This window comes from Enterobacter sp. RHBSTW-00593 (genome assembly GCF_013784105.1).
GTDB classification, from domain to species: domain Bacteria; phylum Pseudomonadota; class Gammaproteobacteria; order Enterobacterales; family Enterobacteriaceae; genus Enterobacter; species Enterobacter ludwigii.
Genome location: NZ_CP056393.1, coordinates 3,412,985 through 3,425,827, shown reverse-complemented (window position 1 = coordinate 3,425,827; position 12,843 = coordinate 3,412,985). Strand labels below are relative to the sequence as shown.

Genomic DNA, 12,843 nt, shown 5'->3' with positions numbered 1-12,843 from the left:
GGACACATATGGTCTGGATTGATTACGCCATCATTGCGGTGATTGGTTTTTCCTGTCTGGTTAGCCTGATCCGTGGCTTTGTTCGTGAAGCGTTATCGCTGGTAACCTGGGGTTGTGCTTTCTTTGTTGCCAGTCATTACTACACTTACCTGTCTGTCTGGTTCACGGGCTTTGAAGATGAACTGGTCCGAAATGGAATCGCTATCGCGGTGCTGTTTATCGCGACGCTGATTGTCGGCGCTATCGTAAATTACGTGATAGGTCAGCTGGTCGAGAAAACCGGTCTGTCAGGAACAGACAGGGTACTCGGGATCTGTTTCGGCGCACTACGAGGCGTGCTGATTGTGGCCGCGATCCTGTTCTTCCTGGATACCTTTACCGGGTTCTCCAAAAGTGAAGACTGGCAAAAATCGCAGCTCATTCCAGAGTTCAGTTTCATCATCAGATGGTTCTTTGACTATCTGCAAAGCTCGTCGAGTTTCTTGCCCAGAGCGTAATGCGCTCTGAGATGTGGCTTAACGAGGAAAAGACGAATGTGCGGTATTGTCGGTATCGCCGGTTTCATGCCGGTAAACCAGTCGATTTATGACGCGTTAACGGTGCTTCAGCACCGTGGGCAGGATGCTGCGGGTATCATCACCATTGATGCAAACAACTGCTTCCGTTTACGTAAGGCGAATGGTCTGGTAAATGATGTGTTTGAAGCCCGCCATATGCAGCGTCTGCAAGGTAATATGGGGATCGGTCACGTTCGTTATCCTACTGCTGGCAGTTCCAGCGCCTCTGAGGCTCAGCCTTTCTACGTCAACTCACCGTATGGCATCACGCTTGCCCACAATGGCAACCTGACCAACGCGCACGAGCTGCGTAAGAAGTTGTTCGAAGAGAAACGTCGCCACATTAACACCACCTCTGATTCTGAAATTCTGCTCAATATCTTTGCCAGCGAGCTGGATAACTTCCGTCACTACCCGCTGGAAGCAGACAACATTTTTGCCGCCGTTGCCGCGACTAACCGCCAGATCCGTGGTGCGTATGCCTGCGTGGCGATGATTATCGGCCACGGGATGGTTGCCTTCCGCGATCCAAACGGCATCCGCCCGCTGGTGCTCGGTAAGCGCGATCTCGGTGATGGTCGTACCGAATACATGGTTGCCTCTGAAAGCGTGGCGCTGGATACCCTGGGCTTCGAGTTCCTGCGTGATGTTGCGCCTGGCGAAGCGGTCTATATCACTGAGAAGGGCCAGCTGTTCACCCGCCAGTGTGCTGACAACCCGGTGAGCAATCCGTGCCTGTTTGAATATGTTTACTTCGCCCGTCCGGACTCGTTTATCGACAAGATTTCCGTTTACAGCGCGCGCGTGAACATGGGGACAAAACTTGGCGAGAAGATTGCCCGCGAATGGGACGATCTGGATATCGACGTCGTTATTCCTATTCCGGAAACGTCCTGCGATATCGCTCTGGAAATCGCCCGCATTCTGGACAAGCCATACCGTCAGGGGTTTGTGAAAAACCGCTACGTTGGTCGTACCTTTATCATGCCGGGTCAGCAGCTGCGCCGTAAGTCCGTGCGTCGTAAACTGAACGCAAACCGCGCTGAGTTCCGCGACAAAAACGTCCTGCTGGTGGATGACTCCATCGTTCGTGGCACCACCTCAGAACAGATTATTGAGATGGCGCGCGAAGCGGGTGCGAAGAAAGTGTATCTGGCCTCAGCCGCACCGGAAATTCGTTTCCCGAACGTGTACGGCATCGATATGCCAACCGCCAACGAGCTGATCGCTCACGGTCGTGAAGTGGACGAAATTCGTCAGATCATCGGTGCCGACGGCCTGATTTTCCAGGATCTGAACGATCTTATCGACGCAGTACGCGCTGAGAACCCGGATATTCAGCAGTTCGAATGCTCTGTGTTTAATGGCGTCTACGTGACGAAAGACGTTGACCAGCAGTACCTCGATTACCTTGATTCGCTGCGCAACGACGATGCGAAGGCCGTCCAGCTGCAAAACGATCTCGAAAGTTTAGAGATGCACAACGAAGGTTGATGTCTGTGCAAGTGAGGGCATTTGCCCTCACTTGCAACTCCCCGCAAAATCCTGCACAGTCTGCCCTGAAATCAGTTAGGGCGAAAATCATGAAACGACTCATTGTTGGGCTCAGTGGTGCCAGTGGCGCGATTTACGGCGTACGTCTGTTACAGGTGCTGCGTGACGTGGCAGAAGTGGAAACGCATCTGGTCATGAGCCAGGCGGCACGTCAGACCCTCTCTCTTGAAACCGACCTCTCACTGCGTGATGTCCAGGCGCTGGCGGATGTGGTTCACGATGCCCGCGATATCGCCGCCAGCATCTCCTCAGGCTCGTTTAAAACGGCCGGCATGGTTATCCTGCCATGTTCCATTAAAACGCTCTCCGGCATTGTAAACAGCTATACCGACACGCTGGTGACCCGCGCCGCGGACGTGGTGCTGAAGGAGCGTCGTCCTCTGGTTCTCTGCGTGCGGGAAACGCCGCTGCACCTGGGACATCTGCGTTTAATGACTCAGGCTGCTGAACTCGGCGCGGTGATCATGCCACCGGTACCGGCGTTCTATCACCGGCCCGTTTCACTGGATGATGTGATTAATCAGACGGTTAACCGCGTTCTCGATCAGTTTGATATCGACCTGCCCGAAGACCTCTTCACCCGCTGGCAGGGTGCCTGAATCTGTGCACCCACAGCGTGCATGAAAAGATAACGTGCCCTGTTTCAGGGCAATTATGCAACGGCGATCATATCCTCGACATTTAATTCGCTTTTTCCCTTTTTCTCTTTCCGGTTCGTTCGGCAGACCTGCTATCTTTCACCATTAAGGCAATATCGCAACGTTTTATTAACATATTTAACGTCGAACTTTTCACCAGACGGCAATGTGGCATAAGACCTGCAAGAGAAGCCTGCAACACAACACACAACACAATACATAATAAAATCACGGTACTTGAGGGTAAATGTATGAAGAAGACGGTTCTGGCTCTGTCTTTGCTGGTGGGGTTAAGTGCGGCAGCAGGTAGCTACGCAGCGCTTCCACAGACAGTTCGTATCGGTACAGACGCAACCTACGCGCCATTCTCTTCCAAGGATGCGAAAGGCGATTTCGTTGGGTTTGATATCGATCTGGGAAATGAAATGTGCAAACGCATTGCGGTGAAATGCACATGGGTGGGCAGCGACTTTGATGCGTTAATCCCGTCGCTGAAAGCCAAGAAAATCGACGCCATTATCTCTTCTCTCTCTATCACCGAAAAACGTCAGCAGGAGATTGCCTTCTCTGACAAGCTTTACGCTGCAGATTCACGTCTGATTGCCGCTAAAGGCTCCCCGATTCAACCCACCATCGACTCGCTGAAAGGCAAGCATGTCGGCGTGCTTCAGGGCTCAACGCAGGAAGGGTTTGCCAATGCGAACTGGCGTGAGAAGGGCGTCGATGTGGTGGCGTACCAGAACCAGGATCTGATCTACTCTGACCTGGCGGCAGGCCGTCTGGATGCGGCATTCCAGGATGAAGTCGCCGCGAGTGAAGGCTTCCTGAAACAGCCAGCGGGCAAAGAGTACGCTTTTGCTGGCCCGTCCGTGAAAGACAAAAAGTACTTTGGTGACGGTACGGGTATCGGCCTGCGTAAGGACGATACCGAGCTGAAAGCCGCCTTCGACAAAGCGTTTGCTGAGCTGCGTAAAGACGGTACCTACGACAAACTGGCGAAGAAATACTTCGACTTCAACGTCTACGGTGACTAATACCTGACGACAATGCACTGCTGAGGTGCATTGTCAGGCGGGATGATCCAATATGGTGCAATTAATGCACTGTATTGGATCGCTGTGTGCATACTTACGCATTTATAATGCAAAAAATCCCGGCTCAAAGGCATTATTCTTTGCCTGACGGAGGGGATTGATGGCACATTAGCACCACCCCGTCGTCGTAAAAATCCCGTATGTAGACAGTTTGTTGAGGACAGATATGAAAAAACTAGTATTGTCACTTTCTCTGGTGCTGGCCTTTTCCAGCGCCACCGCGGCATTCGCAGCAATTCCGCAGAAAATTCGAATCGGTACCGATCCTACCTATGCACCGTTCGAATCGAAGAATTCTAAAGGTGAATTGGTTGGTTTTGACATCGATCTGGCCAACGAACTGTGCAAACGCATCAAAGCGCAGTGTACCTACGTTGAGAACCCACTGGATGCGCTGATCCCGTCGCTGAAAGCGAAAAAAATCGACGTGATTATGTCCTCGCTCTCCATCACTGAAAAACGCCAGCAGGAGATTGCTTTCACGGACAAACTCTACGCGGCAGATTCACGTCTGGTTGTCGCCAAATCTTCTGACATTCAGCCTACTCTCGAGTCGCTGAAAGGCAAACGCGTGGGCGTGCTGCAGGGGACCACTCAGGAAACCTACGGTAACGAACACTGGGCGCCGAAAGGGATTGAAATCGTCTCTTATCAGGGCCAGGAAAATATCTACGCTGACCTGACGGCAGGTCGCATTGACGCAGCGTTCCAGGATGAAGTTGCGGCGAGCGAAGGCTTCCTGAAACAGCCGGTCGGCAAAGACTATAAGTTTGGCGGTCCATCCATCAAGGATGTGAAGTTGTTTGGTGTAGGCACCGGTATGGGCCTGCGCAAGGAAGACAACGAACTGCGTGAAGCGCTGAACAAAGCCTTTGCCGAAATGCGCGCTGACGGCACGTACGAGAAAATTGCGAAAAAATACTTCGATTTCAATGTTTACGGCGGCTAATCGCCCCGTCAAATAACGTGCAGCCCCTCCCACTGTGGGAGGGGAAAAGACACGGTTCCACCACTCACGATACGACAGGGCTCGCGGTATGCTGTACGGATTTTCTGGCGTTATTTTACAGGGCGCGCTTGTCACCCTTGAGCTGGCTCTCAGCTCCGTGGTGCTGGCGGTGCTGATAGGTCTGGCGGGCGCAGGGGCGAAGCTTTCGGCTAACAAGCCGCTGGCGCTGATTTTTGAAGGCTATACGACGCTGATTCGCGGTGTTCCCGATCTGGTGCTGATGCTTCTGATCTTTTACGGTCTGCAGATTGCGCTTAACAGCGTGACGGACGCAATGGGTATGGGACAAATCGATATCGACCCGATGGTGGCCGGTATTATTACGCTCGGTTTTATCTACGGGGCCTATTTCACCGAAACCTTCCGCGGCGCGTATATGGCTGTGCCGAAAGGCCACATTGAAGCGGCAACCGCATTCGGTTTCACCTCCTCACAGACGTTTCGTCGAATCATGTTCCCGGCCATGATGCGCTATGCGCTTCCAGGTATCGGTAACAACTGGCAGGTTATTCTTAAGGCAACCGCGCTGGTCTCTCTGCTTGGCCTGGAAGATGTGGTGAAAGCGACCCAGCTTGCCGGCAAAAGCACCTGGGAGCCGTTCTACTTTGCGGTGGTATGTGGCGTAATCTATCTGGTCTTTACAACCGCCTCCAATGGTGTGCTGCTTCTGCTCGAACGTCGCTACTCCGTGGGTGTGAAGAGGGCTGATCTGTGATTGAGATTATTCAGGAATACTGGAAATCGCTGCTGTGGACAGATGGCTATCGCTTCACCGGCGTCGCCATTACGCTCTGGCTTCTGATCTCCTCTGTGGTGATGGGCGGCATTCTGGCGGTATTTCTCGCCATTGGTCGTGTGTCGAACAATAAATTTATCCAGTTCCCAATCTGGCTGTTTACCTATGTGTTTCGCGGTACGCCGCTGTACGTGCAGCTGCTGGTGTTCTATTCGGGGATGTACACGCTTGAGATCGTAAAAGGCACTGAAATGCTCAATGCGTTCTTCCGCAGCGGTCTGAACTGTACGGTGCTGGCATTGACGCTCAATACCTGCGCCTATACCACCGAGATTTTCGCAGGGGCGATTCGCTCTGTCCCGTACGGTGAAATTGAAGCGGCGCGTGCGTACGGCTTCTCCTCCGTGAAGCTTTACCGTTGCATCATTCTGCCGTCGGCGCTGCGTATTGCGTTACCGGCGTACAGTAACGAAGTGATTCTGATGCTGCACTCCACGGCGCTGGCCTTTACCGCCACGGTGCCGGACTTACTGAAGATTGCCCGGGATATTAACTCGGCAACCTATCAGCCGTTTACCGCATTCGGTATTGCGGCAGTGCTTTATTTGATAATTTCATACGTCCTGATTAGCCTGTTCCGTAAGGCAGAAAAACGCTGGTTGCAGCATATAAAACCTTCTTCGACGCACTGAGAATGATGATGGCTGAGAACAAATTAAACGTTATTGATCTGCACAAACGCTACGGCGAACATGAAGTGCTGAAAGGGGTGTCGCTGCAGGCAAACGCGGGCGATGTCATCAGTATTATCGGCTCATCCGGCTCCGGTAAAAGTACTTTCCTGCGCTGCATTAACTTCCTCGAAAAACCGAGCGAAGGCTCAATTGTGGTGAGCGGGCAGAACATCAATCTGGTGCGTGACAAAGACGGCCAGCTGAAGGTGGCGGATAAAAATCAGCTACGTCTGTTGCGTACGCGCCTGACGATGGTTTTCCAGCACTTTAATCTCTGGAGCCATATGACGGTGCTGGAGAACGTAATGGAAGCGCCAATCCAGGTGCTGGGTCTTAGCAAACAGGACGCCCGAGACCGTGCGGTGAAATACCTGGCGAAAGTGGGTATTGATGAGCGCCAGCAGATGAAGTATCCGGTACATCTGTCCGGCGGGCAGCAGCAGCGTGTATCCATAGCCCGTGCGCTGGCGATGGAGCCGGAAGTCTTGCTGTTCGACGAACCGACCTCCGCGCTGGACCCGGAACTCGTTGGCGAAGTGCTGCGCATCATGCAGAAGCTCGCCGAAGAGGGCAAAACGATGGTGGTGGTGACGCACGAGATGGGCTTTGCCCGGAACGTTTCTAACCACGTCATCTTCCTGCATCAGGGTAAAATCGAAGAGCAGGGGCATCCCGATGAGGTGTTAGCGAACCCGCAAAGCCCGCGTCTGCAGCAGTTCCTGAAGGGGTCTTTGAAGTAGGTTTAGCCTTTCCCCTCTCCCGGTGGGAGAGGGCCGGAGTGTGGGCAACAGACCGCACCACACTCCAGTCGATACACCCAGTCGTCATACCGCACACCGTTAATCTCATACGCTTTTTCCAGCACCTGCGTGCGCACAAAACCCGCTTTCTCCAGTACCCGGACTGACCCGCCGTTGTCTGCCAGCACATATGCGTTAATCGCCTTTACGCCCGTCTGGTTAAATGCGTAGTCACACACCGCGCGCAGTGCCTCACTGGCGATGCCCTGGCCCTGCGCGGCAGGCACGACCGTATAGCCGATATCCGCCTCTTCACGATTTTCAGCGCTAATTTGCAGGCCGATATCGCCCAGCGGGGTCTCTTCATCGCGTAAGCGGATAACGAACACATGCGCTGCCGTCAGACGTGCGGCAAACAGGCGTCGGGTCTCTTTTTCCGGGGCGATAGCGGCCATATACTGCATGATGGCGCGATCCTCGCGCAGGGCACGGAAAAAAGGCCAGTCAGTGGGTTCGAAGGGCGTGAGGTGGAGCCGGGGAGTGGTAATGGTTGCCATAGATATGCCATTTCGTCGGAACATGGCATATCACTGTAACATTATCTCACCACATCCCCCAGCGCCTCTTCTAAGTCATACCAGCGGAACGCAAACCCGGCCGCTTCCAGCCGTTTTGGCAGGGCCCGTTGCCCGCCTAATACCAGCACGGACGCTTCACCCATCATCAGGCGGATCACCGTAGCAGGCACGCGCAAAATCGCCGGGCGATGCAGGGCATGTCCGAGAGCATGGGCAAACTGTTCATTTCGTACCGGGTAGGGCGCAACCATATTAAACGGCCCGCGCAGATCGTTATCCAGCAGCCAGAGAATACCGTTGACCATATCGTCGATATGGATCCACGCCAGATACTGACGACCATTGCCGATTGGCCCGCCAAGACCGAGCCTGAAAGGGGGGAGCATCTTCGCCAGAATGCCGCCTTTCGGGGCAAGGACCACACCGGTGCGTAGCAGGCAGACGCGGGTATGATCGCTTTGCGCAGCACAGGCGATACGCTCCCACTGGGCGCAAAGTTTATGGGTGAACTCGTTGTGCGGCGGCTCTTCTTCCGTTACCACCACCTCGCCGAGATCGCCGTAATACCCTACGGCGGAACCCGAAATGAGAACCGACGGCGGGGTATGACTGTTACGGATAAGCTCAACCAGCTTCTCGGTGAGGGTCCACCGGCTGCTGCAGAGGAGCTGTTTTTGCTCTTCCGTCCAGCGCTTATCGGCGATCGGTTCGCCTGCCAGGTTGATGACGGCGTCAAATCCGTCCAGATTCTGCTGCTCGGCCAGATTTCTCCAGATGTCGATACCTGCGCCCAGCACCTGGCGCGCTTTCTCTGGACTGCGCGTCACCACGGTGATGTCGTGATGCAACGCCTGCAGACGCGCAATGAGATGACGACCAATCAGGCCGGTACCGCCGGTCAGCAAAATCTTCATACAACCTCCAGGGTTACGCCTGGCGTTGCCAGCTTAACGTCATCGAGACGGAATCGGCGTAACGCAGGGCGTGAAGTTTATCGATCTCTACTTCAGCATAAGTGACCCAGTGATGATCGCGTGCGATGTCGAGCACATCCTGAGTTAATTTTTCCAGTAAAGAGAAGCGGTTGTTTTCCACGTACTGGATGATTTTTTTGGTTATCGTGCGGTAGTTCAGCGCATCATTAATGTCTTCGCTGGCCCGCGCTTTCTCAGCCGGGTAGTGGATAACCACATTAATCACGATATCCTGACGGTTGGCGATCTCTTCCTCTTTGATTCCGATGAAGGTGCGTAGGCGTAAATTTTTTATACGAATAATAGCGTCATGCTGTGACATTGCAGGTCTTCTCCGTGTCAGAATTTCCTTCACATAATACATGAGAGCCTCTCCGGCACACACCAGCCACCGGCTTAAATTTGCTGGATTTTTTGCATGGCGCGTTCGGTGGCCGGACGCGTGCGGATTCGTTCAAACCAGTTGTTCACCGCCGGGTAAGACGCCAGGTCAATGCGGTGCTTTTCATGGGTATTCACCCAGGGCCAGCAGGCAATGTCGGCGATGCTGTAATGATCCCCGCCGAGCCACGGTGCTTTCTCCAGCCGACGGTTCAGAACGCCGTATAACCGCTGGGTTTCCACCTGATAGCGTTCGATAGCATAAGGAATCGGCTGCGGTGCGTAGGCAGTAAAATGGTGGTTTTGTCCGAGCATCGGCCCCAGACCGCTCGTCTGCCAGAAAAGCCACTGCAGCGTGTGGTGACGCTCGCGCAGATCTCCGCTCAGCAATTTGCCTGTCTTCTCTGCCAGATAGAGCAATATTTCTCCGGATTCAAACAGGCTCAACGGCTTGCCCCCATCGGCAGGATGGTTATCAATAATGGCCGGGATTTTATTGTTTGGCGATATAGCCAGAAAGAGAGGACTGAACTGATCGCCTTTGCTGATATCCACGCGAATGATCCTGTAATCCAGTTCGGCTTCCTCAAGAAAGAGGGTGATCTTATGGCCGTTCGGGGTGGGGGCATAATAAAGGTCGATCATTCTCAACTCCTGTCAGTGAAAATAGTGACGCCATGAAAAATGAGTATAGGTGGTTGTTGTAAATCGTGAGTTTTCATCAAGTGACAGCGAGGCAAAGAGATTATATGTTGAATGAAAACCGATCAGCCGATGAGGATGTTATGAACCAGCCCGTAATCACGTTATGGTCCGATGCAGATTTCTTTTCTCCCTATGTTCTGAGCGCGTATGTGGCGCTGGCCGAAAAAGGACTGTCATTTACGCTAAAGACGGTGGATCTGGACGGCGGTGAACATCTGAAACCCCAGTGGCAGGGCTACGCCCTGACCCGTCGCGTACCGGTGCTGGACATTGATGGCTTCGCGCTGAGTGAATCGTCGGCGATCGATGAGTATCTGGAAGAGCGGTTCGCACCACCTGAGTGGGAGCGCATCTACCCACACGATCTGCAAAAACGTGCCCGCGCACGTCAGATCCAGGCGTGGCTGCGCAGCGATCTGGTGCCGATTCGCGTGGAACGCTCCACGGATGTGGTGTTTGCCGGGGTGAAAAAACCGGCGCTGAGTAAAGACGGTGCGGACAGTGCCCAAAAACTGATCGATACCGCGTCTTCTCTGCTGGCTCATGGTAATCCGAATTTATTCGGCGAGTGGTGTATTGCCGATACCGATCTGGCGCTGATGCTGAACCGTCTGATCCTCAATGGAGATGAGGTGCCTCAGCTGCTGGTGGATTATGCCGCGTTTCAGTGGCAACGCGCCTCAGTGCAGCGCTATGTGGCACTCTCCGCTAAGCGGGCGGGCTGATATAGCCTGACGCTTCAGGTATGATAGGGCAGTCTGATTTCCAGGGAGTGACTGATGAAACTGATGTTTGCGTCTGATATCCATGGTTCGCTGCCCGCGACCGAGCGTGTTCTTTCTCTGTTTGCTCAAAGCAGGGCGCAATGGCTGGTGATTCTGGGGGATGTGTTAAATCATGGTCCGCGCAATGCGCTGCCGGAAGGCTATGCACCGGCGCAGGTAGCGGAAAAACTCAATCAGTATGCTTCGCGCATTATCGCCGTTCGCGGTAACTGCGACAGTGAAGTGGACCAGATGTTGCTGGATTTTCCCATCACTGCCCCCTGGCAACAGGTGCTGATGGAAAATAGCCGTCTGTTCCTGACCCATGGTCATCTTTTTAGCCCGGAAAATCTCCCGGCACTGGCGGCTGGCGATGTCCTGGTTTACGGTCATACTCATATTCCGGTGGCAGAAAAACGCGGCGAGATATATCACTTTAACCCCGGTTCGGTCAGCATACCGAAAGGTGGAAATCCAGCAAGCTATGGCATGCTCGATGAGAATACGTTAAGCGTAATCGCACTTAATGATCAGCAAGTTATTGCGCAAATAGCGATTAATCCGTAAGTTACACCTCAACTGCAAACGCGCCGAAAGAGCGCTTAGACGAGAAGGTTTCCCGATGGTGGAGCAGAGTCATTTGGCAAGTACAGAGTGGGTTGACATTGTCAACGAAGAGAATGAAGTGATCGCGCAGGCCAGCCGCGAACAAATGCGCGCGGAGCGTCTGCGTCACCGTGCGACATACATCGTTGTGCATGACGGGATGGGCAAAATTCTGGTCCAGCGCCGCACGGACACCAAAGATTTTCTCCCTGGTATGCTGGATGCAACTGCAGGCGGCGTTGTTCAGGCGGATGAAGTTCTGCTGGACTCCGCGCGTCGTGAAGCGGAAGAAGAGTTAGGGATTGCCGGCGTGCCGTTTGCCGAGCATGGTCAGTTCTATTTCGAGGACGAACATTGCCGCGTCTGGGGCGGGCTGTTTAGCTGCGTTTCCCATGGCCCGTTCGCCCTGCAGGAAGAAGAAGTGAGCGAAGTGAACTGGATGACGCCGGAAGAAATTACCGCGCGTTGCGACGAGTTCACCCCGGATTCGTTAAAAGCGCTGGCGCTGTGGATGACCCGCAACGCTAAAAACGAATCCACGAAAGCGGAAAAAGAGGAAGAGGCGGAGTAAGCCTCAACAGCTCTCCCGAAGACACAGGCTGGACGCGATGGGTTTATGGTCGCGCCAGTCTCCATCATTCAGACGTTCCAGTAATGCGCGTCCCGCTTCAATCCCAATCTTACGATGTGGCACTGCCATGGTCGTCAGCGGTGGCTGACAGACCCGGCTGACGTCGCTATCGCCAAAACCCACCACGGCCAGATCGTCCGGTACTTTTATACGCCGACGCTGGCATTCATAAAGTGCCCCGCAGGCCAGTTCATCCGACACGCACACCAGTGCATCCAGCTCTGGCCACGCCAGCAGGAACTCCGGCAGTTGCGCCGCACCCGTGGAAAAACTCGGTGGCATGGCGGCGTTAATCACCCGGTTTGGTGACATATGGTGGCGAAGCATCGCTTTGTACCAGCCCTGTAAATGCTGCTGGAAAATCCACTGCTCCTGGTTAGCGCACAGCAGGCCAATATTCTGGTAGCCACGCTTAATAACCATCTCCGTCAGTTCGTACATCGCCGCGACGTTATCAATCCCGATATTCATATCGATAGGATCGGCGCGCATGGCCCCCATTTCCATGACCGGAATGGAGGCGTTTTTCAGCCAGTGGCGGACAGTATCGGAGTGTTCAACGCTGAGCAAAATCGCAGCGGCAATGTTCGACGCCAGCAGCGTCTCCAGCAATTTTTCTTCCTGCTCGAGTCGATGCTGTGATTCGGCCAGCATGATCTGGTAGCCGGCAGGCTGCAGCACCTGCTGAAGCCCGGCGAACATCTCCGAGCAACCGGATTCGGAGAGATTAGGAACGACCATCGCAATCGTCCATGACGATGCCGAGGCCAGCGCGCTGGCAGCGAGATTAGGCATGTAACCCAATTCCTGTACAGCGGCTTCTATTTTTTCTCGCAGTTTATCGGAAACCTGTTCAGGCGTGCGGAGTGCACGGGACACGGTCATCGTGCCCACCCCGGCAAGCTGTGCGACATCGGCGAGTGTCACTTTACCGGTACTGCGCCGTTTTCGGGTTAGAGACATACACCTTCCTGCTGACCAGACGCGTTTTTATTATCATCCTTCGTTTCACGTGAAACGCAGTATACGCCTTAAATCCCTTTTTTTGCTGTGAATTCACGCCATGATTACAATTTGATAGCGCTATCACACTTCTGAATGTTAGCGATTGGTAGCGCTATCTTTGTGATCCCGATCGCAGT

General features: G+C 53.8%; 16 protein-coding genes. 11 read left to right on the top strand and 5 right to left on the bottom strand.

What is annotated here, in order from left to right; genetic code table 11:
- The first annotated feature begins 8 nt into the window (after positions 1-8).
- From cvpA to hisP, 8 genes are all read left to right on the top strand, one after another.
- Entirely contained in the window at positions 9-497 is a 489-nt protein-coding gene (gene cvpA, locus HV242_RS16355; RefSeq protein ID WP_000262116.1) for a colicin V production protein, read from the top strand.
- Positions 498-533: 36 nt separating this feature from the next.
- Positions 534-2,051, top strand: a complete 1,518-nt coding sequence (gene purF, locus HV242_RS16350) for an amidophosphoribosyltransferase (protein WP_014171028.1) — start codon at positions 534-536, stop codon at positions 2,049-2,051.
- Between the two features lie 89 nt (positions 2,052-2,140).
- Complete coding sequence (locus tag HV242_RS16345) at positions 2,141-2,710, top strand: UbiX family flavin prenyltransferase (RefSeq protein WP_014171027.1); 570 nt, start codon at positions 2,141-2,143, stop codon at positions 2,708-2,710.
- Positions 2,711-3,000: 290 nt separating this feature from the next.
- The gene (argT, locus tag HV242_RS16340) at positions 3,001-3,783 is read left to right on the top strand and encodes a lysine/arginine/ornithine ABC transporter substrate-binding protein ArgT (RefSeq protein WP_014171026.1); all 783 of its coding nucleotides are present in this window, start codon (positions 3,001-3,003) and stop codon (positions 3,781-3,783) included.
- 226 nt (positions 3,784-4,009) lie between these two features.
- The gene (gene hisJ / locus HV242_RS16335; RefSeq protein WP_020883126.1) at positions 4,010-4,792 is read left to right on the top strand and encodes a histidine ABC transporter substrate-binding protein HisJ; all 783 of its coding nucleotides are present in this window, start codon (positions 4,010-4,012) and stop codon (positions 4,790-4,792) included.
- Positions 4,793-4,880: 88 nt separating this feature from the next.
- The gene (locus HV242_RS16330) at positions 4,881-5,567 is read left to right on the top strand and encodes a histidine ABC transporter permease HisQ (protein WP_020883127.1); all 687 of its coding nucleotides are present in this window, start codon (positions 4,881-4,883) and stop codon (positions 5,565-5,567) included.
- Complete coding sequence (locus HV242_RS16325; RefSeq protein WP_008502590.1) at positions 5,564-6,280, top strand: ABC transporter permease; 717 nt, start codon at positions 5,564-5,566, stop codon at positions 6,278-6,280. Before HV242_RS16330 ends, HV242_RS16325 begins: the two co-directional genes overlap by 4 nt.
- Positions 6,281-6,288: 8 nt before the next feature.
- The gene (gene hisP / locus HV242_RS16320; RefSeq protein WP_020883129.1) at positions 6,289-7,062 is read left to right on the top strand and encodes a histidine ABC transporter ATP-binding protein HisP; all 774 of its coding nucleotides are present in this window, start codon (positions 6,289-6,291) and stop codon (positions 7,060-7,062) included.
- 2 nt (positions 7,063-7,064) lie between these two features.
- On the opposite strand, the gene HV242_RS16315 is transcribed toward hisP, so the two are convergent.
- From HV242_RS16315 to yfcG, 4 genes are all read right to left on the bottom strand, one after another.
- Positions 7,065-7,619 carry a GNAT family N-acetyltransferase gene (locus HV242_RS16315; RefSeq protein ID WP_050737140.1) on the bottom strand — a complete coding sequence of 185 codons (555 nt, stop codon included), beginning with the start codon at positions 7,617-7,619 and terminating at the stop codon, positions 7,065-7,067.
- Between the two features lie 41 nt (positions 7,620-7,660).
- The gene (locus HV242_RS16310; protein ID WP_014171021.1) at positions 7,661-8,554 is read right to left on the bottom strand and encodes a TIGR01777 family oxidoreductase; all 894 of its coding nucleotides are present in this window, start codon (positions 8,552-8,554) and stop codon (positions 7,661-7,663) included.
- Between the two features lie 13 nt (positions 8,555-8,567).
- Entirely contained in the window at positions 8,568-8,936 is a 369-nt protein-coding gene (folX, locus tag HV242_RS16305) for a dihydroneopterin triphosphate 2'-epimerase (RefSeq protein WP_020883131.1), read from the bottom strand.
- A 74-nt stretch (positions 8,937-9,010) separates the two neighbouring features.
- On the bottom strand, positions 9,011-9,640 hold the full coding sequence (gene yfcG / locus HV242_RS16300; RefSeq protein ID WP_050737138.1) for a GSH-dependent disulfide bond oxidoreductase: 630 nt from the start codon (positions 9,638-9,640) through the stop codon (positions 9,011-9,013).
- Between the two features lie 140 nt (positions 9,641-9,780).
- Here yfcG and yfcF point away from each other — a divergent pair, with 140 nt between their 5' ends.
- Genes yfcF through yfcD form a run of 3 tightly spaced genes read left to right on the top strand, consistent with a single transcriptional unit; the run spans position 9,781 to position 11,641 of the window.
- Positions 9,781-10,425 (top strand): glutathione transferase, encoded by a 645-nt coding sequence (yfcF, locus tag HV242_RS16295; RefSeq protein ID WP_044868745.1) that lies wholly within the window; start codon positions 9,781-9,783, stop codon positions 10,423-10,425.
- A 54-nt stretch (positions 10,426-10,479) separates the two neighbouring features.
- Positions 10,480-11,031, top strand: a complete 552-nt coding sequence (gene yfcE / locus HV242_RS16290; RefSeq protein ID WP_050737137.1) for a phosphodiesterase — start codon at positions 10,480-10,482, stop codon at positions 11,029-11,031.
- A 55-nt stretch (positions 11,032-11,086) separates the two neighbouring features.
- Entirely contained in the window at positions 11,087-11,641 is a 555-nt protein-coding gene (gene yfcD / locus HV242_RS16285) for an NUDIX hydrolase YfcD (RefSeq protein WP_014171016.1), read from the top strand.
- Positions 11,642-11,644: 3 nt separating this feature from the next.
- Here the strand turns inward: yfcD and HV242_RS16280 are convergent, their stop codons facing one another.
- On the bottom strand, positions 11,645-12,664 hold the full coding sequence (locus HV242_RS16280; RefSeq protein ID WP_014171015.1) for a LacI family DNA-binding transcriptional regulator: 1,020 nt from the start codon (positions 12,662-12,664) through the stop codon (positions 11,645-11,647).
- Between the last annotated feature and the right edge of the window lie 179 nt (positions 12,665-12,843).

What these genes read in the sequence shown, in the direction of transcription:
- cvpA (WP_000262116.1), top strand. Translation starts at nt 9, where the DNA reads ATGGTCTGGATTGATTACGCCATCATTGCGGTGATTGGTTTTTCCTGT.
- purF (WP_014171028.1), top strand. Translation starts at nt 534, where the DNA reads ATGTGCGGTATTGTCGGTATCGCCGGTTTCATGCCGGTAAACCAGTCG.
- HV242_RS16345 (WP_014171027.1), top strand. Translation starts at nt 2,141, where the DNA reads ATGAAACGACTCATTGTTGGGCTCAGTGGTGCCAGTGGCGCGATTTAC.
- argT (WP_014171026.1), top strand. Translation starts at nt 3,001, where the DNA reads ATGAAGAAGACGGTTCTGGCTCTGTCTTTGCTGGTGGGGTTAAGTGCG.
- hisJ (WP_020883126.1), top strand. Translation starts at nt 4,010, where the DNA reads ATGAAAAAACTAGTATTGTCACTTTCTCTGGTGCTGGCCTTTTCCAGC.
- HV242_RS16330 (WP_020883127.1), top strand. Translation starts at nt 4,881, where the DNA reads ATGCTGTACGGATTTTCTGGCGTTATTTTACAGGGCGCGCTTGTCACC.
- hisP (WP_020883129.1), top strand. Translation starts at nt 6,289, where the DNA reads ATGGCTGAGAACAAATTAAACGTTATTGATCTGCACAAACGCTACGGC.
- HV242_RS16315 (WP_050737140.1), bottom strand. Translation starts at nt 7,619, where the DNA reads ATGGCAACCATTACCACTCCCCGGCTCCACCTCACGCCCTTCGAACCC.
- HV242_RS16310 (WP_014171021.1), bottom strand. Translation starts at nt 8,554, where the DNA reads ATGAAGATTTTGCTGACCGGCGGTACCGGCCTGATTGGTCGTCATCTC.
- folX (WP_020883131.1), bottom strand. Translation starts at nt 8,936, where the DNA reads ATGTCACAGCATGACGCTATTATTCGTATAAAAAATTTACGCCTACGC.
- yfcG (WP_050737138.1), bottom strand. Translation starts at nt 9,640, where the DNA reads ATGATCGACCTTTATTATGCCCCCACCCCGAACGGCCATAAGATCACC.
- yfcF (WP_044868745.1), top strand. Translation starts at nt 9,781, where the DNA reads ATGAACCAGCCCGTAATCACGTTATGGTCCGATGCAGATTTCTTTTCT.
- yfcE (WP_050737137.1), top strand. Translation starts at nt 10,480, where the DNA reads ATGAAACTGATGTTTGCGTCTGATATCCATGGTTCGCTGCCCGCGACC.
- yfcD (WP_014171016.1), top strand. Translation starts at nt 11,087, where the DNA reads ATGGTGGAGCAGAGTCATTTGGCAAGTACAGAGTGGGTTGACATTGTC.
- HV242_RS16280 (WP_014171015.1), bottom strand. Translation starts at nt 12,664, where the DNA reads ATGTCTCTAACCCGAAAACGGCGCAGTACCGGTAAAGTGACACTCGCC.